The organism is Bradyrhizobium sp. USDA 223, assembly GCF_044909005.1.
Taxonomy (GTDB): Bacteria; Pseudomonadota; Alphaproteobacteria; order Rhizobiales; family Xanthobacteraceae; genus Bradyrhizobium; species Bradyrhizobium yuanmingense.
Genome location: NZ_JBIYDR010000001.1, coordinates 2,623,759 through 2,649,577 on the forward strand (window position 1 = coordinate 2,623,759; position 25,819 = coordinate 2,649,577).

Here is a 25,819-nt window from a genome sequence, read left to right on the forward strand (position 1 = left end):
CAGGAATCGCTAACCATTCGGGTCCCGATCGCCGCATCGTTAAAATGCGAACGATCGGGTCAATACGGAAACAAATCGGCTTTGCGACATTGCGCCGTCCGCGTTCTGCGAGGGTGTGATGAGCGAAGCCGAATTCAATTTGCTGCTGGATGCTGTCCGGGACGCCATGGTGTTTGAGGATTTCGCGCCTGTGCCGGTGGAGGAATACGTGCCCCGCTCGTGGAGCTTCAACGCGACGCCCAACGCTGCCAATGACAACGAGGGCGCCTGGCCCCTCCTGCCCTTTCCCGACGACTGGTACGCGGCCTGCTGAGGTCCGCCTTGAAGTGAACCGATGCGTCCGCCTTGCGGGCGGTTCGGCGTGACCGAGCGCCGGGGGGGACCGGCGCAGCCCGATCAAGTCTTGACGCGCTCCTCGCCGTGCTGCGGCGCCCGGTCGGGTGCAGCCGGCGGAAAGATGCTGTCATAGATCGCGCGCGCCTCAGCAATGAGGCGGGCCCGCTCCAGCTCGGATTTCGGGACAAATCGAACGACGTCGCCCACGTGCTCTCCAGCTCCAGGGTTTGGATGCGTCTCTTCGCAGATGCGAAGTCTATGCCAGAGGACTGAATCGCACCTTTCCGCCAAGCCCCGGGCAAACCCGGTGACTGGCTGGCGCGTGCGGCTCGGCGAAACCGCCCAAAAGTCAAAATTTTGCGGAAAATCAGAGACTTGTGATGGAGGCCACGACCAGAATTGAACTGGTGTACACGGTTTTGCAGACCGTTGCGTAACCACTCCGCCACGTGGCCCCGTAAGGGCGGACCAATATAGGGGATCAATGGCTTAGGCAACCCCACGGCCCGCGGGTAGCACAGCGAAATGTCCAGGCAAAATCAGGCGCGCTTGCCGCGCCGGAAGTCGCGCCGGCGGCCCTTGGGCGCGGGCTTGGGTGCCAGTTCCGGCATCTCGGCCTGGACCTCGCGGTAGCGAGCCAGCATCCGTTCGAAACTGGCATGAAGCGTCTCGGCGATATCAGAGCGCCGCTCGAGGCCGGCGAGGATCGTCGCGGCGGCTTCGATGGTCGAGAGGCCGTCGCGGCGCGGCTCCTTGCGCAAGCGCCCGTAGCGAGAGGGATGCGCCGGATTGAGGATCACGCGCTGGCATTTGAGCATCCAGGGATTGCGCCACCACAGCGCCTTGGCCTGGCTCCAGGTGCCGTCGAGCAGCACCACGCCTTCGAGCTTGCCGAGGATCGCGCGCTGGTTCTCCGCGACCTCGCCCTTGCGGTTGAGCGCGACGATCTCAGCTTCGGCATCGAGATCGGCCGCGCGTGCCGAGCCGAGATAGAGCACCGCCCAGTGCGAAGCATTCTCGACCGGTCGTCCCAGCGCCTTGGACAGGCTCGGCCAGGACAGGCCGACCCGCACCGTGGCATCGGCAAAATGCCTGGCCAGCAGCCGCGCCGTGCCGAGCGCCCTGTCCTGCTCCTGCGGATGCTGCAGGATCAGGAGCGAGAGCCGGTTCTCGATCGGCGTGACGCTGTCGCAAATGCACAGCGGCATCGGCTTCTGGCAATGCGGGCATTCGGGGATCGGCTCGGCCGGCGCGGCGGTAGTGTCGGACGGATTGGACATGGCGCCGCTATACGCTTGACGCGGCGCTGCAACAACCTATTCCGCCGGGGCCGCCAGCGGACGCGGCTCGGATCGCCGCCGCAGGCGGTCGATCAGGAGGTAGATCACGGGCGTCGTGTACAGCGTCAGGATCTGCGAGACGAACAGGCCCCCGATGATGGTGATGCCGAGTGGGCGGCGCAACTCCGTGCCGGGGCCGGTCGCGATCACCAGCGGAATGCCGGCAAACAGCGCCGCCATGGTCGTCATCAGGATCGGGCGGAAGCGCGCCTGGCAGGCCTCGAAGATCGCCTCGGCCGAGGACAGGCCGCGCTGGCGCTCGGCATCGAGCGCGAAGTCCACCATCATGATGCCGTTCTTCTTGACGATGCCGATCAAGAGGATGATGCCGACGAAGGCGATCACCGTCAGCGGCGTGTTGGTGAGCTGCAAGGCCAGCAGCGCACCTAAGCCGGCCGAAGGCAGCGTCGAGATGATCGTGAGCGGATGGGCGAGGCTCTCATAGAGCACCCCGAGCACGATATACATCGCGACCAGCGCGCCGAGGATCAGGAGCGGCTGACGACCGCTGGTCCTGGCGAAATCGCCGGCATTGCCGTCGAAGCTGCCACGAATGCCTTCGGGCATGTGCAACTCGTCGACCGCGCGCTGGATGTTCTGGGTCGCCGCCTGAAGCGGCACGTCCGGCATCAGGTTGAAGGACACCGTGGTCGATGGGAACGACTGCGAATGATAGACGGCAAGCGCAGCGAGCCCACGCGTCGCGCGCACCACGGCCGACAGCGGCACCTGCGCATCTCCCGCCCCGGCGACGTAGATGCGATCGAGATTGGAGGGGTCGACCTGGAACTTCGGGTCGATCTCCAGCACGGTCATGTACTGATTGCGCTGGGTGTAGATGATCGAGATCTGCCGCTGTGCGAAAGCGTTGTTCAGCGCGTTGTCGATGTCCTGGACCCTGACGCCGAGCGCGGACGCCTTCTGGCGGTCGATGGCGAGCGTCAGCTGCAGCCCGCCGGGATCGCGATCGCTGGAGATGTCGGTGATGCCCTCCACGCTCTCCAGGCGCTTGGCCACGATCGGCGCCCATTTCTGCAACAGGCCGAGATCGGTGCTGGTGAGCGTATATTGGTAGTCGGAATCGCTCTGACGCCCGCCGGCCCGCACGTCCTGGGCGGCGAACATGAAGAGGCGGATGCCGGGCACGGGATACAGCGCGCGCCTGAGCCGGTCGATCACGACCTCAGTCGACACGTGGCCACGCTCCTCCGGCGGCTTCAGGCTGATGAACATGGTGCCGCGGTTCGAGGTTGCCGGCCCCGGCCCCCCGCCTCCGCTGCCCACGGTCGAGCCGATGCCGGCCACGGCCGGATCCCGCATCACGATCTCGGCGAGCCGCTGCTGCAGGCCGAGCATCGACTGAAACGAGATGTCCGCCGAGGCGCGCGTCGCGCCGATGATGAGGCCGGAATCGTCGGTCGGGAAGTAGCCTTTGGGGACCTTGATGTAGAGCGTCACCGTGAGCGCGATGGTGGCGAAGAACACCAGCAGCGTCAGCAGCGGGAATTCCAGCACGGTGCGCAAGCTGCGGGCGTAGAACGCGACGGTGCGCGATAGCGCGCCTTCGATAATGCGGTCGAACAGCGTTGCCGTGCCGGAGGTGGTCTGCCGGATGTAATGGGCGCAGATCATCGGCGTGACCGTCAGCGACACCAGCGTCGAGACCAGGATGGCAAAGGTCAGCGTCAGCGAGAATTCGCGCAGGAGCCGGCCGACGACGCCGTCCATGAAGATCAGCGGCGTGAAGGCGGCGATCAGCGACAGGCTGATCGAGACCACGGTGAAGCCGATCTGCTTGGCGCCCTCCTGCGCCGCCCGGAACGGCCGCATGCCTTGCTCGAGGTTGCGGAACATGTTCTCGATCATGACGATGGCGTCGTCGACGACGAAGCCGACGGAGATGGCGAGCGCCATCAGCGACAGGTTGTCGATGGAGAAGCCTGCGACCCACATGCCTGCGCAAGTGCCGGCGAGTGCCAGCGGCACCGAGATGCCGGCCGCGATGGTCGGCGTCAGCCGCCGCAGGAACACGAACACGACGACCATCACAAGGACGGACGTTGCCAGCAGCGTCCATTGCATGTCCAGCACACTGGCGCGGATCGTGCCGGTCCGATCGACCAGGGTGGAGATCTCGACACCGGCCGGGATCCACTGCTTCAGCTCGGGGATGAGCGCCTTGACCCGGTCGACGGTGTCGATGACGTTGGCATCGCCCTGCTTGGTGATCTGGATCAGAACCGCCGGTTGCCTGTTGAACCAGGCGATCGAGCGGACGTTGCGGACGGAATCCTCGATGTCGGCGACGTCCGACAGCCGCACGAAATTATTGCCCGAGCTCTTGATGACGATGTCGCGGAACTCCTTCGCCGTGCGCATCTGCTTGTTCAGCGACAGCGTCTCGCTCTGGCGCTCGCCTTCGAAGATGCCGACGGGGCCGAGCGCGTTGGCGGCGATGATCGCTGTCCGCACGTCGTCAGTGGCGATTCCAGCATTGGACAGCGCAACCGGGTTGAGCTGCACGCGCACGGCCGGCTGGTCGGCGCCGGAGATCGACACGTTGCCGACGCCCGGCACCTGCGAGATGCGTTGCGCCAAGACGCTGTCGGCGACGTCGTAGATCGCCGACGGAGAGATCGTCTTGGAGGTCAACGCCAGCACGAAGATGGGTGCGCCGGCCGTGTTTGCCTTGCGGAAACGCGGCAGCGTCGGCAGGTCGCTCGGCAGGTCGACCATCGCGGCGTTGATGGCCGCCTGCACGTCGCGCGCGGCCTTGTCGATGTTGCGGCCGATGTCGAACTGAAGCTGGATGCTGGTCGTGCCGAGGCTCGAGGTCGAGGTGATCTGGTTGATGCCGGCGATCTCTCCCAACCGCCGCTCCAGTGGCGACGCCACCGTCGCCGCCATCACGGACGGATCGGCGCCGGGCCGGCTGGCGGAGACGAAGATCGCGGGGAAGTCGACATTCGGAACCGAGGCGACCGGCAGGAACTGGTAGGCGACGACACCCAGCAGGAACAGCCCGATCGACAGCAGCGTGGTCGCGACCGGGCGGCGGATGAAGGGCTCCGAGATCGATGCCATCACTGCATCCCCTCGGTCGCGCCGGCGACCGGCGGGCCGCCGGATTCGGCCGGCGGCAATGCCTGCTCGAACCGGCGGTTGATGCGGTCGAGCGCCAGGTAGATCACGGGCGTCGTGTAAAGTGTCAGGAGCTGGCTGAGCAGCAGACCGCCGATGATGGAGATGCCGAGGGGAAAGCGCAGCTCGGCGCCGGTGCCGCTCTCGATCGCGAGCGGCAGCGCCCCGAACAGCGCCGCCAGCGTCGTCATCATGATCGGACGGAAGCGTAACAGACACGCCTGCACGATCGCTTCGTTCGGCGACATGCCCCGCCCGCGCTCGGCCTCGAGCGCAAAGTCGATCATCATGATCGCGTTCTTCTTGACGATGCCCATCAAGAGGATGATGCCAATCAGGCCGATCACCGAGAGGTCCTCTCCGCACAGCATCAGCGCCAGGATGGCGCCGACACCGGCCGAGGGCAGCGTCGACAGGATCGTGATCGGATGGATATAGCTCTCGTAGAGCACCCCTAACACGATGTAGATCGTGATGACGGCGGCGAGCAGCAGCCACGGCTGGCCGGCGAGTGCCTTGGCGAATTCGGCGGCGTCGCCGGCATAGACGCCGACGATGCTGCCCGGCATGCCGATGCGGGTCTCGATCACCTTCACAGCTTCGACGGCATCGCCAAGCGCCGCGCCCGGCGCCAGGTTGAAGCTGAGCGACACCGACGGGAATTGCGCCTGGTGCGAGATCGCGAGCGGCGCCGTGGTCCGCTTCAGCGTCGCAAAGGCCGACAGCGGCACCTGGGCATTGGGCGCGCCGGCGGTGGCGCTCGCGGCGCCCGGCAGATAGAGCTTCGACAGGATCGAGGGATCGCGCTGATACATCGGCAGGGCCTCCAGCACCACGCGGTACTGGTTGGCCTGGCCGTAGATGGTCGAGATCTGCCGCTGCGCGAAGGCATCGTTCAGCGTGTCGGTGATTGCTTGCAGGCTTACCCCGAGCTGGCCGGCGCGCGTGCGGTCAACATCGAGCTGCGCCCGCAGGCCGCCCTCCTGCGCCTCGGAGGAGACGTCTCGGAAAAGAGGATCGCGCCGCATCTCCGCAACCAGCTTGCGCGCCCATTCCGAGACCAGCGCCGCATCGGTGCCGGTCAGCGTGTACTGGTATTGCGAGCGGCTCGACTGGGTCGAGATCTGCACGTCCTGCACCGGCTGGAAATAGACGGTCATGCCGGGGATGCCGGAGACCCGCTCCTTCAGCCGAGTTACGACCACGCTGACATCGTCTTGGCGCTCGCCGCGCGGCCGCAAGCTCATGACGAGCCGGCCGACATTGGTGGTCGGGTTGACGGAGCCCGCACCGATCACCGACACCACGCCGACCACATCAGGGTCGGCCCTGATGGCCTCGGCCGCCTCGGCCTGCCGCCTCTTCATTTCCGCAAACGACACGTCGGGCCCCGCCTCGGTCACCGCCGTGATCGACGCGGTGTCCTGCAGCGGCAGGAAGCCCTTGGGCGCGACGACATAGAGCACCAGCGTCGCGATCAGCGTAACGAACGTCACGACCAGCGTGGCGCGCTGACGCTCCAGCACCCACAACAGCGACGTGTGATAGGCGTCGACCGTACGGTCGATGAAGCGGCTGATCGCGGCCAATCCCGGCACGGCCAGCTCCTCGTGCGCGTGCTTGAGCAGCCGCGAGCACATCATCGGCGTCAGCGTCAGCGAGACCACCGCCGAGGTCACGACCGCAATCGTCAAGGTCAGCGCGAATTCGCGGAACATGCGCCCGACCAGGCCCGACATGAACAGGAGCGGGATGAAGACCGCAATCAGCGACACCGTCAGCGAGATCACGGTAAAGCCGATCTCGCTGGCGCCCTTGCGCGAGGCTTCCATCGCGCCATCGCCATTTTCCATGTGACGCACGATGTTTTCGATCATCACGATGGCATCGTCGACGACGAATCCGGTGCCGATCGTGAGCGCCATCAGCGACAGATTGTCGAGGCTGAAGCCGGCAAAATACATGATGCCGAAGCTCGTGATCAGCGACAGCGGCAGCGCGACGCCGGCGATCACGGTCGCGCGCAACGAACGCAGGAACAGCAGCACGACCAGCGTCACCAGCACGACGGCAAGGACCAGAGTGAATTGTACGTCGCGCACCGAGGCGCGGATGGTGACGGTGCGATCGGAGACGATGGTGAGATTCACGCCGGCCGGGATCGCGCGCTGCAGTTTCGGGATCTCGGCGCGGATCTGGCTGACGACGTCGATGACGTTGGCGCCGGGCTGGCGCTGGATGTCGAGGATGACCGCCGGCGTGCCCTGGTACCAGCCGCCGGTGCGGTCGTTCTCGAGGCCGTCGACGATCTGGGCGACGTCGGCAATGGTCACCGGCGAGCCGTTGCGATAGGCGATGATGACGGGCTTGTAGGCTTCGGCCGCCGCGATCTGGTCGTTGGCGGCGATGATGTAGGATTGCTGCGCGCCGTCGAGCGAGCCTTTCGGCCCCGAGACATTGGCATTGGCGATCGCGGTGCGCAGATCTTCCATCGCGATGCCGTAGGCTGCAAGGCGCGCCAGATCGGCCTGGATGCGCACGGCCGGCTTCAACCCGCCCAGCACGGACACGCGCCCGACGCCGGAGATCTGGCTCAAACGTTGCGCCAGAATGGTGTCGGCGATGTCGCTCATCACCCGCAGCGAGATCGTGTCCGAGCGCAGCGCCAACGTCATCACCGGCGCATCCGCCGGGTTCACCTTGGCGTAGGTCGGCGGGTAAGGCAGCGTCCTCGGCAGCACGCCCGCGGCGGCATTGATCGCGGCCTGCACGTCCTGCGTCGCCCCGTCTATGTCGCGGTTGAGCTCGAACTGCAGCGAGATCTGGCTGACGCCGAACGAGCTCGTCGAGTTCATCGCCGAGAGCGACGGGATCTGCCCGAGCTGCCGCTCCAGCGGCGCGGTGATCAGCGAGGCGATCACGTCCGGACTCGCGCCCGGCAGCTGCGTCGTCACCTGCACGGTCGGGAAATCGACCTGCGGCAGCGCCGAGACGGGCAGTGCGAAATAGCCGAGCAGCCCGCCGATCAGAAGCGCGATGCCGAGCAGCGAGGTCGCGATCGGCCGGCGGATGAAGGGTTCGGAGACGCCCATTGGTTATGCCTGCCGCTTCAAGCGGCTGTTGTCGGGATCATGGCTGCTTGGCTCCACTTTCCGATGCCCCCGGCCCCGGCGCCGGTCCCGTCTGCCCCTTCTGGTCGCCTTCGCTGCTCTTGCGCTTGGCGCGCAACTCGCCGTCCTTGGCTTGGCCGTCCTTCTGGCCTTCGTTGGCACCATCCTTCTTCTGGGCGTCCGGTGCGCGCGAGCGCTTGCGCGGGGCAAGATCGGCCGATGGAGTCTGGTCGTCGCGGCCGACGATCACCTTGGAGCCGTCGGACAGATTTGCGAAGCCCGTGGTGACCACCCTCTCGCTCGCCGACAGGCCGCTGGCGATCACGGCGTCATGCTCGTTCTGCTGGGTCACCGTCACGGGCTTGGCCGAGACGATGTTGTCCGCGCCGATAACGTAGCTGAAAGTGCCGATCGGGCCGCGCTGCACCGCCGAGGTCGGCACCACCAACGCCTGCGTCAAGGTCTCGACCTTGAGGCGGACATTGACGAACTGGCCCGGCCAGAGCTGGTAATTGGCATTGGGGAATTCGGCCTTGAGCTTGAGCGTGCCGGTGGTCTGGTCGACCTGGTTGTCGATGCCGGTGAGCTTGCCGGTATCGATCACCGTGATGCCGTCATTGCCGAACACGTCGACCGCGAGCGGCCCCTTCGCCGCCGCCGCGTTGACGCGCATGATCTGCTGTTGCGGCAGGCTGAACCACACCGCGATCGGCTGCAATTGCGTGATCACCACGAGGCCCGTGGTGTCGGAAGCATGGATGATGTTGCCCTGGTCGACCAGGCGCAGGCCGACACGGCCCGAGATCGGCGCCACGATCTTGGTGTAGCTCAGCGTCGCCGCCGCGTTGTCGATCGCAGCCTGGTCGGCCTTGACCAACGCCTCGGTCTGCGCGACCAGCGCACGCTGGGTGTCTGCCTGCTGCTTGGAGCCGGCGTTGGAGGCAGCGAGCTGCTCGTAGCGCGCGAGGTCGATGCGTTGGTTGGCGAGCTGGGCCTGATCCTGCGCCTTCTTGGCAACCGCCTGGTCGTACTGAGCCTGATAGATCGCCGGATCGATTTCGCCGAGCACGTCGCCCTTCTTGACGTCCTGGCCTTCCGTGAAGTTGACCGCGATCAGCTTGCCGTCGACCTGCGAGCGCACGGTTACGGTGTTGAGCGCGCGGATCGCGCCGACGCCGTCGAGATAAACCGGCACGTCCTGGATGCGCGGGCTCGCCGCCAGCACCGGCACCGGCAGATCGGGGCGCTGATTGCGGTTGTTCGCCTGCTGCTGCTGCATTGCAATCCAGCCGACGTAACCAAGGCCGCCAAGGATCGCGAGCGTGATCAGGGTCATGACGAAGCCACGGCCGCGCGATCTCTTCGTCGTCCCCTCTCCCGCGCCCTGCTTGGTGTCCGGCTTAAAGAGCATTGACCGGTTTCTCCATTCGCGGCTCCCAGCCGCCGCCGAGCGCCTGGTACAGGCTGACGATGGCCAGAAGCCGTGCGAGTTGGGCCTGCCACAACGCGTCTTCCGCCTGGAACAGGGTCAGTTGGGTGTTGAGCACTGTGACGATGTCGGCGGTGCCGGCACGCAATTGCTGCTCGGAAAGATCGAAGGCGCGACGCGAGGCGGCGACGACGTCGCGCTGCAATTGCAGCCTGATCGTGGTCTGCTTGATCGAGAACAGGGCGTTGTCGACGTCGGCAAAGGCCTGGACGATGGTCTTGCGATAGGTTTGCAGCAGCTCGTCCTGCCGCGCCTTGGCCAATTCGAAATTGCCGAGGATCCTGCCGCCGTCGAAGATCGGCTGTGTCGCGCTGCCGACGAGCTGGAAGAAGGCCGCATGCGGCTGGAACAGCGAGACCAGCGCCGAGCTCTGGTAGCCGCCATTGCCGGTGAGCTGGATGGTCGGAAAGAACTGAGCGCGGGCATTGCCGATGTTGGCGGTGGCCGAGGCGAGCTGCGCCTCCTGTCGGCGGATGTCCGGCCGCTGCGTCAGGAGCTCCGACGGCAGGCCGGGCGTCACGCGCGGGATCGCGATCCGGTCCAGAGAGCCGCCGTGCACGCGCACGCTCTCCGGCGGCCGCGACACCAGCACGGCGAGCGCGTTGACGTTCTGGTCGAGCGTCTGGCGCAACGGCGGCACCAGCGCCTTCTGGTTCGCCAGCACGCTCTCCTGCTGGGCAACGTCGAGATCGGTGCCGGTGCCCGCCCTGCGGCGCTCCCTCACCGCATCGAGGATGCGCTGCGCGCTCGCGATGTTGCGCTGTGAGGTCCTGATGCGGTCCTGCGAGGCGAGCACCTGGAAATAGGCGTTGGCGACGGCGGCGAGCGTCGTCAGCGCGACCGTGTCGCGATCGAAACGGTTGGCGTTCGCCGTCTCCTCCGCCGATTGCAGCGCGTCGCGGTTCTGCCCCCAGAAATCGAGCTGATAGCTCGCGCTCAGCGAGGCCGAGTAATTGACGACCTCGCGCCCGCCGATGGACAGCCCCGAAGCGCTCGAGCCGGATGTGCGTGAATAGGACTCCGATCCGGCTGTCGAGACACTCGGCAGCAGCGCCGCGCCGGCCTGTCGCGCCTGCGCGTCAGCCTGGACAATGCGCGCCACGGCTGCGGCAATGTCGAGATTAACGGTCTGCGCCTCCTCCATCAGTTGCGTCAGCTCCGCGGAGCGGAAGCCGCGCCACCAATCCAGCGACGGCGGCGCATCGCCCTTGCCGGCATATTTGTAGTGCGCGGGAACGTCGAGCGCGGGATCGGGAAGATCCTGGGTCAGCACGCACGCCCCCGAGCCGGCGGCGAGACAGAGCACCGCAATCCATCGCGCCGCGCGCAGCGTTCCGAATGCAGAACCGAGAGACCGCCGCGAGGCGATCACTGGAACTTGCTGTGTCACATCCACCCCCCGCCGGGCAGATCAAGCCGCCGCAACGCTGCCGGATTAACCGATTCGCGGCGGGACGGTCGGGAGGCTTTGGACGACGCGCTCACAGTAATGATGCTTTCTGCGGAACCTGAGCTTCATACTAGCCGGGCCCGGAACGGCGGGACAGTGCCGCAATTGCGAGATGCCCGTGCCAACGAGGCGGGAGCGAACTGACAAGAATGCGAAAAGCGCCTGTCTCGCAGAGACTTTCTTCATTGCGAAACATTGGGAAACGTAAGCAAGCTTACCAAGATTTCATGTGATATCGCGGCCACACCCTTAGCTTCGCTCTTTATTCCCAACGCGTTGCACGCCTTCAGCTCAGTCCCACCCTCTGGGCGACGCACAACACCAGCCAATCTTGCCGAAAACGAAGCCGTCCAACGTACCGATATCTCTTTGGCCGTCACCGCGTCCACGTGTCCTGTCGCGACCCGTCTCGCCAGTGGCAAGAATCGGTCGCGACAGTGCTGATGGGGAGCGCAATCGTTCGTGCCCTGGCCGGGGTTCGGTCGTTTCCTCCTACCGATATCCCGCCTCGCGGCCGCGCGCATCAGCGCCGGTCTCGTCTCGGGCATATCACTGTTTCCGCGGGCGTTTCGGTCAGGTTCGCCGCAGCGCAAAAGCCTTCCCCTTTGGCCTCCCAAGCACTAGGTTCGGGCCAAAGCCGATCAACCCCTTGGTAGTGATTTCCCCCGACATGACCATTCGCAACGACGTTGTCGAAGCCATCGGCAACACCCCCCTGATCAAGCTCAAGCAGGCTTCGGAATTGACCGGCTGCACCATCCTGGGCAAGGCCGAGTTCATGAATCCCGGTCAGTCGGTGAAGGACCGCGCCGGCAAATGGATGATCCTGGAGGCCGAGAAGCGCGGCGAGCTGAAGCCCGGCGGGCTGGTGGTGGAAGCGACCGCCGGCAATACCGGCATCGGCCTTGCCGTGGTTGCGAGCGCGCGCGGCTATCGCACCCTGATTGTAATCCCGGAGACGCAGAGTCAGGAGAAGAAGGACTTTCTGAAGCTTTGCGGTGCCGAGCTGATCGAGGTGCCGGCCCTTCCCTACGCCAACCCCAACAACTACCAGCATGTCGGCCGGCGGCTCGCCGACGAGCTGCGCAAGACCGAGCCCAATGGCGTGCTGTTCGCCGACCAGTGGAACAACCTGGACAACGCCAAGGCGCATTACGAATCCACGGGGCCTGAGATCTGGGAGCAGACCGGCGGCAAGGTCGACGGCTTCGTCTGCTCGGTTGGCAGCGGCGGCACGCTCGCCGGCGTCAGCCGCTATTTGAAGGAGAAGAACAAGAACATCCGCATCGCCTGCGCCGATCCCCACGGTGCCGGCATGTACGAATATTTCAGGACCGGCGATCCCAAGGCGACGCCGGGCGGCTCGATCACGGAGGGCATCGGCCTCAACCGCGCCACCGCCATCGTCGAGACCGCCAAGGTCGACGATGCCTATCTCATTCCCGACACCGACGCGGTCAGTGCGATCTACGAGCTGCTCCAGCACGAAGGTCTGTGCCTCGGCGGCTCGACGGGCATCAATGTCGTCGGCGCGATGCGGCTTGCGAAGCAGCTCGGGCCCGGCAAGACGATCGTTACCGTGCTGTGCGATTCCGGCAGCCGCTATCTGTCGAAGCTGTTCAACGCCGACTTCATGCGCGCCAAGAACCTGCCGGTGCCGGAATGGCTGGAGAAGCGCAGCAACATCAAGCCGCCCTTCGTCTGATCGTCACACGCATCATCGGGCCGAGGGCGCAGATCCACAAAATCTGCGCAGTTCGGCCGGCTCAAGCGACCCGCCCGCTTTCCGAGGCCGCGGCACAATAGTCGCGCCAGAACTTGCGGTAACCCTCCTCGACCCTGCGCGTGTAGGTTTCGACATTACCCGCGGCCGAAGCCGCGATCCGGGCCGGCAATTCCGCGCGCAGCTTTGCCAGATGCGCGGGCTGGGCAGCGAATTTGCACGCGATAGCGGCGTAGCCCTCGTCGTCCTCGGCCAACCAGTCGTCAAGACCGACGGCGGCCACGATGGAGCCGCCGGCGCGCGAGGATGCGCCGTGGCCGAGCTTGGCGACGACCGGAACGCCCGCATAGAGGGATTCCCAGGTGCTGACGCCGCCGTTCTGCGGAAACGGATCGAGCGAAATATCGACCAGCGCGAAGGCTCGCAGATGATCGGCGCGCTCGGACGAGCCGAGGCAGGTGATCCTCTCCTCGGCGATCCCGTGGGCGACAAAGCGCGCGAGCAGGCCGTCGCGCACCAGGGGATCGTCGAGCAGCGTATGCTTGATGATGATCTTCGATCCGGCCACCTCCCGCATCACGTTCGACCACACGCGAATGGCCTCGTCCGAGATCTTGTTGACGCGGTTGAACACGCCGAAAGTGACGTAGCCGTTGCGAAGCATGGGAAGCTCCGAAGGCGGCACATCCAGGATGGGATCGATCGTGATCAGGCACGGCAGGTCATAGACTGTTTCGGCCAGCAGATGCCGCGCCGATTGCGGAATGAAGACCGGATCCGCGAGCACGTAGTCCATCGTCCGAAGGCCCGTACCGGTCGCGTGCCCGAAGCCCGTGACCTGGATGGGAGCCGGCTTGCGGGCGAAGACCTGAAGCCTGTTGCCCGACGAGTGCCCGGACACGTCGATCAGGATATCGACCTTGTCGGCCTCGATACGATCGGCCAGTTCGTCGTCGAACATCTGCCAGGCATCGACCCAGCCGTCTGCCGCCGACTTGAATTCGGCTGTGATCGCATCTCGTGTCGGCGAACACGAATAGCAGACGACCTCGAAGCTGGCATGATCGTGATGGCGCAGCACCGGCAGCAAGCCGAACGCCGCCGAATGATACCAGAATTCGGCGGAAACATAGCCGATCACGATCCGCCTGTCGGGATCGAGCTGGCGGGGGGCGAGCTTCCTCTGCGGCACGCAGGCACCGATCGCCTCGCCCCAGGACCTTCGCGTCGCCTGCTGGATCGTGAAATCGGCGTCGGGGAGAAAGTCCAGATAGTAGATCTTCCGCGCCATCAAGTCTGGATCCGGCGAGATCGCCAGCGCGGCGTCGAGATGTTCGATTGCGGACGCGATTTCTCCCTGATTTGCAAAACAGGAGCTCAGCAACGCCAATGCGATCGTGGAACGTGGATTTTGCTCGAGCAAGGTCGTGGAGGCCAGGATCGCCTGTGCGGTATTTCCCAGGCTGAGCGAGACCTCCGCCTTTCCCCGCAAGGCCATTTCGAACCGGGGCGAAAGCGCAAGTGCCGCATCGAAGTCCGCCGCCGCCTGTTCCAGCCGCGACAGCGCCGAGTTGAGGCGTCCGCGCTGCGCCAGAATCTTGGCCGAATCGGGCTTGATCGCGAATGCCGCTGCGAGCGCAGCTTCCGCCTCATCGTAGCGCTTGAGCTCGATGCTGACCACGCCCTTGCCGATGAGTGCTTCGACGTGGCGCGGCTGAAACAACAAAGCGCGATCAAAGCTCTCCCTGGCACGGTCAAACCGGAACAGCGCCAGCTCCGCCACGCCACGATTGCAAAGCGCGTCGGCGTAGTCGGGCTTCAGCTTGATGGCGCGATCGTAGACCTCGATGGCCTGCTCGGGCAGGTTCATCTGGAGCAGGGTGTTGCCGAGACCGGCCAGGGCCGGCGTAAAATTCGGCTTCAGCGCGATCGCTTTCTCCTGACAGGCGCGCGCCGCTTCCAATTTCTGAAGCACGAAGTAGAGCGCCGCGAGATTGCTCTGAGCCTCATGCGAACGCGGATCGATCGCAATCGCGCGCTCGAGCAGCTGTTGCGCCTCGTCGAGGCGCCCGCCCTGCTGCAAGCTGAGGCCGAGCACGTGTGTGGCGTCGAAATGATCCGGAACGGCTTGCAAAATCTGGCGGCAGAGCGCCTCGCTCTCCGCATATCTGCCTTGGCCATAGGCGCTCGCCGCTGCGGAGATGACGGCGTCGGCCTGCTTCTTCAATTTCTTCTGCAATCGCGCATTCTGGAATGCGCGCGCGCCGACGCTGCTCTGCAAGGTGTCTCTCCGGAAGATGGCCCAAGGCCGAGTCTAACTGATTCGCGCACCGACCCGGCCGGGCTGCCGGACCAGAAATCCGTCCGGGATATCCCGGGGGTCGCCTGCAGGACGCGGCTCAGGAGCCGCCAGGTGCGTCCGCCCCGCTGACCGCAGCGTCGCCGTGCTCGGCGGCAGCGGCACAATAGTCGCGCCAGAACTTTCGGTAGCCCGCCTCGAGCTCACGCGTGTAGATCTCGACATTGCCGGCGGGCGAGGCTGCGATCTGGGCCGGTAAGCCCGCGCGCAACTTCGCCAGATATTCGGGCTGCGAGGCAAACTTGCGGGCGATCTCGACATAGCCGTCGTCGTCCTCCGCGACCCAGTCGCCGAGGCCGACGGCCGCCACGATGGAGGCGCCGGCACGCGAGGAGGCTCCAATGCCGAGCTTGGCCACGACCGGAACGCCCTTGTAGAGGGATTCCCAGGTGCTGATGCCGCCGTTCTGCGGGAACGTGTCGAGGGAAATATCGATCTTGTCGAAGGCCATCAGATGGTCGTCACGCGAGGTGGTGCCGAGGCAAGTGATGTCCTCCTCCGCAATACCCTGTGCGATGAAGCGTGCGATCAGGCTATCGCGCAGCAGGGCGTCGTCGAGCAGACCATGCTTGAGGATGATCTTCGATCCCGGCACTTCCCGCATGATGCGCGACCACACGCGGATCGCATCATCCGAGATCTTGTAGATGCGGTTGAACACACCAAAGGTGACGTAGCCGTTGCGGAGCATTGGCAGCTCGGAGGGCTTTAGATTGGTGACCGGCTCCATCGTGATCAGGCACGGCAGATCGTGGATCTTCTCGGGAAACAGGTGCCGGGCCGATGGCGGAATGAAAATGGGATCGGCGAGCACGTAATCCATGGTCGGCATGCCCGTGCCCGTCGCGTGTCCGAAGCCGGTGGCCTGGATCGGAGCCGGCTTCCGCGCGAAGCATTGCAGCCTGTTGCCGGTCGTGTGGCCGGAAACGTCGATCAGAATGTCGACATTGTCGGCCTGAATGCGATCGGCGAGCTCGTCGTCGGAAAGGTCCCAGGCGTCGACCCAGACGTCCGCCAGCGCCTTGAACTTGGCGGTGTACTCATCCGCGCCCGGCCAGGAGTAATAGCAGATGATCTTGAACTTGGCGTGATCATGATGGCGCAGCACCGGCAGCAAGGTGAGCCCCGCCGAGTGTTGCCGGAACTCGGCCGCGACATAGCCGACCACAATCCGCTTGTCCGGGTCGAGCGCCCGCTTCGGCAGCGTCCGCCGCGGCTGCTTGGAGCCGATCCGGTCCCACCACTCGCGTCTTACCGCCTGCTGGAGGGCGAAATCGGCCTCGGCACGATAGTCCTGCAGGAAGATCTTGCCCCTGATTGCATCCCCATAGTCCGGCCTGATCGCCAGCGCGCGATCGAGATATTCGATCGCAGAGTCCATGTCGCCCTGGTTCGAATAGGCAAAGCCCATCAGCGCCAGCCCCATCTCGGAGCGCGGATTCTGCTCGATCAACGCCGTTGCCGCCGCCGTCGCCTGTGCGGTCTTTCCCATCACGAGGCAGACCTGCGCCTTGCCCCGGAGCGCAAGCTCGAGCTTGGGCGAGACCGCGAGCGCCGCATCGAAGTCCGCAAGCGCGGGCTCCAGGCGCTGCAGCTCGTAACTGAGCCGCCCGCGCTGGGCCAGGATCCTCGGCGAGCCCGGCTTGATCGCGAGCGCCATCGCAAACTTGGCCGCCGCCTCCTCGTGGTGCCGGAGCTCCATGGCGACCATGCCGAGGCCGACGATCGCCTCGGCGTGGCGCGGCTGAAACAGCAAGGCGCGATCGAAGCTCTCCTTGGCCTTCGTGACCTGTCCCAGCAAGATCTCGATCATGCCGCGATTGCAGTACGCGTCGGCGTAATCCGGTTTGATCTTGATGGCGCGTTCGTGCATCTCGAGCGCCTGCACGTACTGCCCCAGATGCATCAGCGTGTTGCCGAGATTGGTCAGCCCGACCGCGAAATTCGGCTTCAGCGCGATCGCCCTCTCCTGGCAGCGCCGTGCTTCTTCGAGATTGCCGAGATCGAAATGCACGGTCGCGAGGTTGTTGTGGGCATCGTGCAGGCGCGGATCGAGCGCAATCACGCGCTCGAGCAGCTCCCTCGCCTCTTCCAGGCGCCGGCCGTCATGGGCGCACATGCCGAGCAGGTGCATGGCATCGACATGATCCGGAAGCGCTTTCAGGATCTCGCGGCACAGCGCCTCGGTCTCGGCATATCGGCCCTGGCCATAGGCGTCCGCCGCAGCGGCAATGACGGCGTCGGCCTGCTTCATCAACTTCTTCTGCAATCGCGCATTCTGGAACGCGCGCGCGCCGCCGACGCTCTTCTGCAAGGTGTATCTCCGGAGGATGCCCTCAGCAGAGTCTAACTGATTCGCGAGCTTGGCCCGCCGGTCACCGGAGTCCTATCGCCTCCGGGATTTCCCGGGGCCCGGCGCAAGATCCTCCTACGCCACCTCCGAAGCGGCGGCACAATGATCGCGCCAGAACCGGCGATAAGCCGCTTCGACCTCGCGCGTGTAAAATTCGACGTCGCCGGCCGGCGAGGCTGCGATCCGAGCCGGCAGATCCGCCCGCAGCTTTGCCAGGTAGGACGGCTGCGCCGCATATTTGCACGCGATCGCTGCATAGCCCGCGTCATCCTCGGCGACCCAGTCCTCCAGGCCGACGGCGGCGACGATGGAGCCGCCGGCGCGCGACGAGGCGCCGCTGCCGAGCTTGGCGACCACGGGAACGCCGGCATAGAGGGACTCCCAGGTGCTGATGCCGCCGTTCTGCGGGAAGGTGTCGAGGGACATGTCGACCATCGCGAAGGCCCGCAGATGCTCGGGGCGCGAGGTCGAGCCCATGCAGATGACGTTCTCTTCGGCGATCCCGTGTGCCGCGAACCGCGCGACCAGCCGATCGCGCAGCAATGGATCCTCAAGCAGCCCGTTCTTGATGATGATCTTCGATCCCGTCACCGCATGCATCACGTTCGACCACACCCGGATGGCCTCGTCCGAAATCTTGAAGATGCGGTTGAACACCCCGAAAGTGACGTAGCCGTTGCGGAGCATGGGTGGCTCTGAAGGCGGAATGTCCAGAATCGGATCGATCGTGATCAGGCACGGCAGGTCATGGACCTTCTCGGCCAGGAGATGACGCGCCGATTGCGGAATGAAGATCGGGTCCGCGAGCACGTAGTCCATGGTTTGAAGGCCTGTCCCCGTGGCGTGCCCGAAGCCTGTGACCTGGATCGGCGCCGGCTTGCGGGCAAAGACATGAAGCCTGCTGCCGGTCGTGTGCCCGGAGACATCGATCAGAATATCAATGCCATCGGCCTGGATGCGGTCGGCGAGCTCGTCGTCGGACAATTGTGCGGCATCGACAAAGACATCCGCGAGAGGTTTGAATCTCTCCGTCATCTCGTCCTGCACCGGCCAGCAGGAATAGCAGACGATCTTGAACCGGGCGTGATCATGATGGCGCAGCACCGGCAACAGAGAGTATGCCGCCGAGTGGTTCCTGAATTCGGATGCGACGTATCCGATCACGATCTGCCGGTCCGGATCGAGCTGCTGGGGCGAAAGCGTCCTTTGCTGCAGCTTCGCGCCGATCGCGTCCCACCAGTATTCCCGCGCGGCCTGCTGGGCGGCGAAATCGGCCTCCGGCAGGTAGTCCAGCACGAAGATCTTGTATCCGATCGCCTCCGGAAAATCCGGCGCGATCTCGAGCGCGGCGTCGAGGTGCGCGAGCGCGGTCGCGATGTCTCCCTGGTTCACGTGACAAGCTGCCAGCAGCGCCAGCCCCATTTCGGATCGCGGATTGACCTTGAGCAGCGTCTTGACGCCTGCCATCGCCCGCGCCGTGTTTCCCGCGAGAATGGCGATCTGCGCCCGCCAGCACAGCGCGAGCTCGAGCCGTGGCGATTGCGCCAGCGCCGCGTCGAGGTCCGCGGCCGCCTGCTCCAGCCGGGACAAACTTAGGTTGAGCCGTCCACGCTGCAGCAGAATCCGCGGCGAACCCGGCTTGATCGCGAGCGCGGCGTCGAAGGCGGCGCCCGCTTCCGCGAAGTGCCGGAGCTCGAGGCTGACCATCCCCCTGCCCGCGATCGCCTCGGCGTGAGATGGCTGAAATGTCAGGGCACGGTCGAAGCTCGCCTTGGCGCGCTCGAACTGGCCCGTCATCAATTCCGCCATGCCACGGTTGCAAAACGCATCGGCATAATCCGGCTTCAGCCTGATCGCCCGCTCGTGCAGCCCGATCGCCTCGTTGCCGAGGCCGATGTGCAGCAGCGTATTGCCGAGATTGGTCAGGGTGATCGGACAGTTCGGCTTGAGCGCGATGGCCTTCTCCTGGCAGGCGCGGGCGCCAGCGAATTTCTCCAGCGCGAAATAGACCGCCCCGAGATTGCCGTGCGCATCGGGCGAACGCGGATCGAGCGCAATCGCACGCTCGAGCAGGAATTCCGCCTCCTCGAGCCGCCCGCCGTCGAACGCGCGCAGGCCGAGCAGGTGCGTGGCATGGAAATGATCCGGCACCTCCTTCAAGATCTCGCGGCAGAGCATCTCGGCCTCATCGGGCCTGCCCTGCCCGAGTGCCTCGATCGCGAAGGCCATGACGGCGTCCGCCTGCTTCTTCAGCTTCTTTTCCAGTCGCGCATTCTGGTATGCGCGCACGCCGGCACTGCTCTGCAAGGTCTCTCTCCGGAGGATGGTCCGAAAAGAGGCAAGCCGATTCGGATGGTGCCAGGCTTGCGGTCAGACCGGCGAGGCCACAGTTTGCCGGGCTCAGCGCAGAATCTGGCTCAGGAACAGCTTGGTGCGGGCGTGCTGCGGGGCGGCGAAGAACTCGTTCGGGGTGTTGGCCTCGATGATCTGCCCGGCGTCCATGAACACGACGCGGTTGGCGACCTCGCGGGCAAAGCCCATCTCGTGGGTGACGACCAGCATGGTCATGCCTTCCTCGGCGAGGTCGACCATGGTGTCGAGCACCTCCTTGACCATCTCGGGGTCGAGCGCCGAGGTCGGCTCGTCGAACAGCATCACCTTCGGGTTCATGGTCAGGGCTCGCGCGATCGCGACACGCTGCTGCTGGCCGCCGGACATCTGACCCGGAAACTTGTTGGCCTGGTGCGGGATCTTGACCCGCTCCAGGAACTTCATCGCGGTCGCCTCGGCGTCCTTCTTGGGGATGTTGCGGACCCAGATCGGCGCCAGCGTGCAATTGTCGAGCACGGTCAGGTGCGGGAACAGGTTGAAGCTTTGGAACACCATGCCGACTTCACGGCGGACCGCGTCGACGTGCTTGAGGTTCGGCCCGAGCTCGATGCCGTCGACGACGATCTCGCCCTCCTGGAATTCCTCCAGCGCATTGATGCAGCGGATCAGCGTGGACTTTCCCGAGCCCGAGGGGCCGCAGATCACGATGCGCTCGCCCTTCTGCACCGCCAAATCGATGTCACGCAGGACGTGGAATTCGCCATACCATTTGTTCAGGCCGGAAATCTTGACGATGGGCTCGGACATGGTGGTCTCGATCAGTTGCGGCGGTGGGCGTTGAGGCGATGCTCGACGAACAAGGAATAGCGCGACATGCCGAAGCAGAACAGGAAGTAGATGATCCCGGCGAAGGCGAAGCCGGTGAACGCCGTCGACGGCGTCGACCATTTCGGATCCGCGAACGAGGCGCGCAGCGAGCCGAGCAGATCGAACAGCGCCACGATCGAGACCAGCGAGGTGTCCTTGAACAGCGAGATGAAGCTGTTGACGAGGTTCGGAATGACGTGCCGCAGCCCCTGCGGCAGCACGATCAGCGAGGTCGTCTTCCACCAGGACAGTCCGAGGGCGGCGGCCGCCTCGCTCTGCCCGCGCGGGATGGCCGCGAGCCCGCCGCGGACGTTCTCGGCCTGATAGGCGCCGGTGAACAGCGCGATGCCGATCAGCGCACGCACCAAGCCGTCGACGGTGAAATTGCCGGGCAGGAACAGGGGCAGCATGTAGGTTGCGAAGAACAGCACGGTGATCAGCGGCACGCCGCGCCAGAACTCGATGAAGGCGATCGAGAAGATCCGGATCAAGGGAATGGTCGAGCGGCGGCCAAGTGCGAGCGCGATGCCGATCGGCAGCGAGGTGACGATGCCGGTGACGGACACCACCAGCGTCACCAGGAGGCCACCCCACAGATTCGTCGTCACGATCGGCAATCCGCCGTGGTCGAGGTCCATCAGCCTGATGACGATGGCGATGCCAATGAAGGTGGCGACGCTCGATGCAAGAGCCCGCCCGCCGGTGCGAACACCACCGCCGAGAACGAAGGCGATCAGGCAGACGATCGCGCCCGTGACGGCGAAATCCGCCCAGACCGGCTGGCCCGTGCCCTGGATTAAATCGCGCAGCCAGGTGAGCGGAAAGATCAGCCAATGGGTCACCGTGCCGAGCAGCACGATGAGGCTCCCGAGCGCCCACAGCAGCGGACCGACCGCGGAGGTCCTGCTCGAGGTGAGCAGCGCCTGTCCGGCACCGACGATGCTCTCGTCGAACAATTGCAGCAGGCCGGCCGTCCAGCTCAGCCCGAAGCCCTTGATGCCGCCGCCGTGCAGCAGGAAGAACGCCACCACCGGAAAGGCGACGAAGAACAGGCCGGCATTCAGGCTCTTCGCCGGCAGCCGCGGAATGAGCAGCGGCAACAGCAGGACGACTGCAAGCAACAGCGTCAAGTTCACCCGCCAACGCTCGGCCTCGGGATAGAAGCCGTAGATCAGTTGCGGGAGCTTCGCCTGGATGTAGGGCCAGCAGGCGCCGACCGCAAAGCCGGCGTTCTCGGCGAGGCACGCGGTGCGGTCCTTACCGCTCCAGACCGCATCGACCATCAGGAACTTGACGGAGGGGACGATGGTGAACCAGAGCAGCAAGGCGCCGACGATGGTCAGCAGGATGTTGGTCGGCGAGTTGAACAGGCGCGTGCGCATCAGGCCGATGAAGCCCGTCGTCTTCACCGGCGCCGGACGCTCGGCGAGCAGATCCTGGCGAACGAAGCTGGATGACATGACATCGCTCATGCGCCGAGGCTCCGGCTGACGCGCCAACCGTAGACGCTCATGATCGCGCTCGTGAGGAGCGAGATCAGGAGATAGACGCCCATCGTCATGGCGATGATCTCGATCGCCTGCCCGGTCTGGCTCAGCGACGTTCCGGCAAACACCGACACCAGGTCAGGATAGCCGATCGCGACCGCCAGCGACGAGTTCTTGGTGAGATTGAGGTACTGGTTGGTCAGCGGCGGCACGATGACGCGCATGGCCTGCGGCACGACGATGAGGCGGAGCGTGGCGCCGCGGCTGAGGCCGAGCGAAGATCCCGCCTCCATCTGCCCCTTGTGAACGGACAGGATGCCAGCGCGCACGATCTCGGCGATGAAGGCGGCGGTATAGGTCGCCAGCGCCACCGTCAGCGCCACGAATTCCGGGATGATGCGTGAGCCGCCGGCGAAGTTGAACCCCCTCAGCTGCGGCAGCTCGAAGGTGAAGGGCAGACCGAAGACCAGCACCGTGGCGAGCGGAAGGCCGAACAGCAGGGCCAGCACGGAAGGCCAGATGCGGATCACCTGCCCGCGCTGGAACAGCGCTCGCCTTGCGTAGACGCGCAGCGCCAGTGAGGCGACGACGCCGAGCGCCAGCACCGCCAGGAACGGCGCAAGACCGCTCTGACCGATCGGGCTGGGAATGACGAGGCCCCGATTGCTGATGAAGGCAATGCCGAACAGGGAAATGCTCTGCCGCGGATTTGGCAGGGCCGCGAGCACCGCCAGGTACCAGAACAGGATCTGGAACAGCAGTGGCAGGTTGCGGATGACCTCGACATAGATCTCGCCGACCCGTGACAGCAGCCAATTGGGCGACAGCCGGCACAGCGCGACGATGAAGCCGATCACCGTGGCGAAGACGATACCGACCACGGAGACCACGAGCGTATTCAACAGCCCGACCACGAACACGCGCAGGAACGTGTCCGAGCCGGTGTACGAGATCAGGGTCTGGTTGACGTCGAAGCCGGCATTGTTCCTGAGGAAGCCGAAGCCGGCGGCGATGTGCTGGTTCTCGAGATTGGCCCGCGCGTTGGAGACGATCTCGTAGCCGATCCAGCCCAGGATCGCTGCGAAGGCAAACTGGACGGCAACGCCGTTCCAGCCTGCCTTGCCGCCCAGAATGCGCCGGATCTTCAGCGCGATCTGGGGCGGCGGTTTTCGAGCCTCGGTGCTCATGCCGCTGCCGGCCGATCAGGGCTGATCAGCGGATCGGCGGCGCGTACTGAAGACCGCCCTTGTTCCAGAGATTGTTGACACCGCGATTGATGCCGAGCGGCGAACCGGCGCCGACGGTGCGATCGAACACCTCACCGTAATTGCCGACGGTCTTGACGATCCGCACCACCCAATCCTTGGTCAGGCCGAGCTGTTCGCCGAAATTGCCGTCGCTGCCGAGCACGCGCTTCAGCTCGGGATTTTCCAGCTTCGCCTTCTCGTCGATGTTCTTCGAGGTCACGCCGAGCTCTTCGGCGGTGAGCATCGCGAACAGCGTCCATTTCACGATGTCGAACCACTGGTCGTCGCCGTGCCGCACCATCGGACCGAGCGGCTCCTTCGAGATGATCTCGGGCAGCACCATATGGTCGTTGGGGCTGGCGAGCTTGAGGCGGTTGGCGTACAGGCCCGACTGGTCGGTGGTGAAGACGTCGCAGCGGCCGGCTTCATAGGCCTTGACGGTCTCGTCGTTGGTGGCGAACGCGATCACCTCGTACTTCATGTTGTTGGCCTTGAAGTAGTCGGCGAGGTTCTGCTCAGTGGTGGTGCCGGTCTGCACGCAGACCGATGCGCTGTTGAGCTCGAGCGCCGAATTCACCTTGAGCGACTTCTTCACCATGAAGCCCTGCCCGTCGTAATAGGTCACGCCGGTGAAATTGGCGCCGAGCGAGGTGTCGCGCGAGATGGTCCAGGTGGTGTTGCGCGAGAGCACGTCGATCTCGCCGGATTGCAGCGCGGTGAAGCGGTCCTTGGCGGACAGCGGCACGAACTTGACCTTGGTCGGATCGTTGAAGATGGCGCCGGCAATGGCGCGGCAGACGTCGACGTCGATGCCGGTCCAGTTGCCCTTATCGTCGGGCGACGAGAAGCCCGGCAGGCCCTGGCTGACGCCGCAGGACACCATGCCCCGATCCTTGACGGTCTTGAGCGTTTGCGCATCGGCGGCTTGGGCGGTGAGGCCGGCGGCGAGAGCAAGGGAGAGAGCCAGGGTTACGCGTTTCATGGGCTTTGGGCCTTTCAAGGTCGTCTCAAGGTCAGGAATGTTGTCTTAGGATCGTCTCTGCCAAGCCAGGTCCTTCAAGAATCCGGCCTTGCAAGAGTCATGCTGGAAAACCTTGCCGAACACTCGCCGATCTCGGGAGGCCATACCTTCATCCCCGCCGCCGGCGCCCGCCATCTCTTGGCTGTGACGCGACGTCCGGTCAGGCAATGGATCGAAGGTCGCGGCAGGCCCCTCAACATGCGGCGACTGAATAGCACCTGCGCATCACAGAACGACTAGCGTTCCGGGTCAAGGGGTTGACGGGACTCTTCTGTGTTCTGTTATTAACGACCGCGGCCTTTCGGTCGGCCCAGGGGCGCGATGCGTCCGGTGGAAACGCGGTTTTGAAAGCAGGCGCATGGATTCTTCGTCCCCCCAAGAGCAGCACGCCGATACCCGGCTGGTCACCTCCGGCCGCGACACCAAGGCGCAGAAGGGGTTCGTCAATCCGCCGGTCTTCCACGGCTCGACCGTGCTCTATCCGACCGCAGAGGACCTGCACGCCCATCGCGGCGAGTTCACCTACGGCCGTCACGGTTCCCCGACCACCAAGGCGTTCCAGGAGACGCTGATGGCGCTGGAGGGTCCGCAATGCGCCGGCGTCGGTATCGTGCCGTCGGGGCTGTCGGCGATCTCCACCACCCTGCTCTCGGTGCTGAAGGCCGGCGACCACATCCTGGTGGTCGACAACATCTATCGGCCCTCGCGCAATTTCTGTAACGGCATGCTCACGCGCTACGGCGTCGAGACCACCTATTTCGATCCGATGATCGGCGCCGGCATCGACAAGCTGTTCAAGCCCAACACCCGGGCCGTTCTGGTGGAGGCGCCGGGCTCGCAATCGTTCGAGATGCCCGACATCCGCGCCATCGCCGAAGTCGCACATGGGCGCGGCGCGCTCATCATCGACGACAACACCTGGGCGACGCCGCTCTATCACCGCTCGCTCGACCAGGGCGTCGACATCAGCATGCAGGCCGCCACCAAATATATCGGCGGTCATTCCGACATCATGTTCGGCACCATCTCGGCCAACGCCAAGGCCTGGCCGATGATTGCCGAAGGCATCCGCTTGCTCGGCGTCTGTGCCGGCCCCGACGACGTCTTCCTGGCGCTGCGCGGCCTCCGCACGCTGTCGGTGCGGCTGGCGCAGCATCATCGCTCCGGGCTCGAGATGGCGCGCTGGCTGGCGGCGAGGCCTGAGGTTGCGCGGGTGCTGCATCCCGGGCTCGAGACCGATCCCGGTCATGCGATCTGGAAGCGCGACTTCACCGGCGCCTCCGGCCTGTTCAGCATCGTGCTGAAGCCAGCGCCGCAGAAGGCGGTCGACACCATGCTCAATACGCTGAAGCTGTTCGGCATGGGCTTTTCCTGGGGCGGGTTCGAGAGCCTTGCAATTCCCTTCGATTGCGATGCCTATCGCACCGCGACCAAATGGGCGCCCGGCGGCCCGACGCTGCGTCTCCACATCGGGCTCGAGAACACCGACGACCTCAAGGCCGATCTCGATCGCGGCTTCGCTGCCCTGAAAGCGGCCATGTGAGCATCAGGATTGGGCATCTCGC

General features: G+C 65.0%; 16 protein-coding genes and 1 tRNA gene. 3 read left to right on the top strand and 14 right to left on the bottom strand.

The features are described 5' to 3' along the window. Nucleotides 1–118: 118 nt before the first annotated feature. Nucleotides 119–313 (top strand): hypothetical protein, encoded by a 195-nt coding sequence (locus tag ABIA40_RS12015; RefSeq protein ID WP_157284301.1) that lies wholly within the window; start codon nucleotides 119–121, stop codon nucleotides 311–313. An 83-nt stretch (nucleotides 314–396) separates the two neighbouring features. On the opposite strand, the gene ABIA40_RS12020 is transcribed toward ABIA40_RS12015, so the two are convergent. The 7 genes from ABIA40_RS12020 to ABIA40_RS12050 form a co-directional block, all read right to left on the bottom strand. Beyond that, on the bottom strand, nucleotides 397–543 hold the full coding sequence (locus ABIA40_RS12020; protein WP_198399783.1) for a hypothetical protein: 147 nt from the start codon (nucleotides 541–543) through the stop codon (nucleotides 397–399). A gap of 174 nt (nucleotides 544–717) precedes the next feature. Then, nucleotides 718–791, bottom strand: a tRNA-Cys gene (locus tag ABIA40_RS12025). An 84-nt stretch (nucleotides 792–875) separates the two neighbouring features. After that, complete coding sequence (locus tag ABIA40_RS12030) at nucleotides 876–1,616, bottom strand: tRNA-uridine aminocarboxypropyltransferase (protein ID WP_271542155.1); 741 nt, start codon at nucleotides 1,614–1,616, stop codon at nucleotides 876–878. 36 nt (nucleotides 1,617–1,652) lie between these two features. Beyond that, nucleotides 1,653–4,760 carry an efflux RND transporter permease subunit gene (locus ABIA40_RS12035; RefSeq protein WP_404541188.1) on the bottom strand — a complete coding sequence of 1,036 codons (3,108 nt, stop codon included), beginning with the start codon at nucleotides 4,758–4,760 and terminating at the stop codon, nucleotides 1,653–1,655. Then, nucleotides 4,760–7,909, bottom strand: a complete 3,150-nt coding sequence (locus ABIA40_RS12040; protein WP_404541190.1) for an efflux RND transporter permease subunit — start codon at nucleotides 7,907–7,909, stop codon at nucleotides 4,760–4,762. The genes ABIA40_RS12035 and ABIA40_RS12040 overlap by 1 nt, the downstream gene beginning before the upstream one ends. Nucleotides 7,910–7,946: 37 nt before the next feature. Beyond that, nucleotides 7,947–9,338: an efflux RND transporter periplasmic adaptor subunit gene (locus tag ABIA40_RS12045; RefSeq protein ID WP_404541192.1), complete on the bottom strand. Its 1,392-nt coding sequence runs from the start codon at nucleotides 9,336–9,338 to the stop codon at nucleotides 7,947–7,949. Next, a complete protein-coding gene (locus tag ABIA40_RS12050) occupies nucleotides 9,328–10,812 on the bottom strand; it encodes an efflux transporter outer membrane subunit (protein ID WP_404541194.1) in 1,485 nt (494 codons plus the stop codon). The genes ABIA40_RS12045 and ABIA40_RS12050 overlap by 11 nt, the downstream gene beginning before the upstream one ends. 724 nt (nucleotides 10,813–11,536) lie before the next feature. Between ABIA40_RS12050 and ABIA40_RS12055 the strand changes: the two genes are divergently transcribed. After that, on the top strand, nucleotides 11,537–12,571 hold the full coding sequence (locus ABIA40_RS12055; RefSeq protein WP_035999544.1) for a cysteine synthase A: 1,035 nt from the start codon (nucleotides 11,537–11,539) through the stop codon (nucleotides 12,569–12,571). Nucleotides 12,572–12,632: 61 nt separating this feature from the next. On the opposite strand, the gene ABIA40_RS12060 is transcribed toward ABIA40_RS12055, so the two are convergent. The 7 genes from ABIA40_RS12060 to ABIA40_RS12090 all read right to left on the bottom strand — a co-directional run bounded on the left by ABIA40_RS12060 (nucleotide 12,633) and on the right by ABIA40_RS12090 (nucleotide 24,215). Continuing rightward, entirely contained in the window at nucleotides 12,633–14,870 is a 2,238-nt protein-coding gene (locus tag ABIA40_RS12060) for a tetratricopeptide repeat protein (RefSeq protein WP_404541196.1), read from the bottom strand. 118 nt (nucleotides 14,871–14,988) lie between these two features. Further along, entirely contained in the window at nucleotides 14,989–17,262 is a 2,274-nt protein-coding gene (locus ABIA40_RS12065) for a tetratricopeptide repeat protein (protein ID WP_404541198.1), read from the bottom strand. A 114-nt stretch (nucleotides 17,263–17,376) separates the two neighbouring features. Continuing rightward, the gene (locus ABIA40_RS12070; protein ID WP_404541200.1) at nucleotides 17,377–19,608 is read right to left on the bottom strand and encodes a tetratricopeptide repeat protein; all 2,232 of its coding nucleotides are present in this window, start codon (nucleotides 19,606–19,608) and stop codon (nucleotides 17,377–17,379) included. Between the two features lie 93 nt (nucleotides 19,609–19,701). After that, nucleotides 19,702–20,439 carry an amino acid ABC transporter ATP-binding protein gene (locus ABIA40_RS12075; RefSeq protein ID WP_271542147.1) on the bottom strand — a complete coding sequence of 246 codons (738 nt, stop codon included), beginning with the start codon at nucleotides 20,437–20,439 and terminating at the stop codon, nucleotides 19,702–19,704. An 11-nt stretch (nucleotides 20,440–20,450) separates the two neighbouring features. Next, nucleotides 20,451–21,971, bottom strand: coding sequence for an amino acid ABC transporter permease (locus ABIA40_RS12080; RefSeq protein WP_404541202.1), 1,521 nt, complete (start codon nucleotides 21,969–21,971; stop codon nucleotides 20,451–20,453). Then, nucleotides 21,968–23,173, bottom strand: a complete 1,206-nt coding sequence (locus ABIA40_RS12085) for an amino acid ABC transporter permease (protein ID WP_271542145.1) — start codon at nucleotides 23,171–23,173, stop codon at nucleotides 21,968–21,970. The genes ABIA40_RS12080 and ABIA40_RS12085 overlap by 4 nt, the downstream gene beginning before the upstream one ends. 25 nt (nucleotides 23,174–23,198) lie before the next feature. Next, entirely contained in the window at nucleotides 23,199–24,215 is a 1,017-nt protein-coding gene (locus tag ABIA40_RS12090) for an amino acid ABC transporter substrate-binding protein (protein WP_057029155.1), read from the bottom strand. A 397-nt stretch (nucleotides 24,216–24,612) separates the two neighbouring features. On the opposite strand from ABIA40_RS12090, the gene metC reads away from it, so the two are divergent. Continuing rightward, nucleotides 24,613–25,797, top strand: a complete 1,185-nt coding sequence (gene metC, locus ABIA40_RS12095; protein ID WP_404541205.1) for a cystathionine beta-lyase — start codon at nucleotides 24,613–24,615, stop codon at nucleotides 25,795–25,797. Nucleotides 25,798–25,819 lie beyond the last annotated feature (22 nt).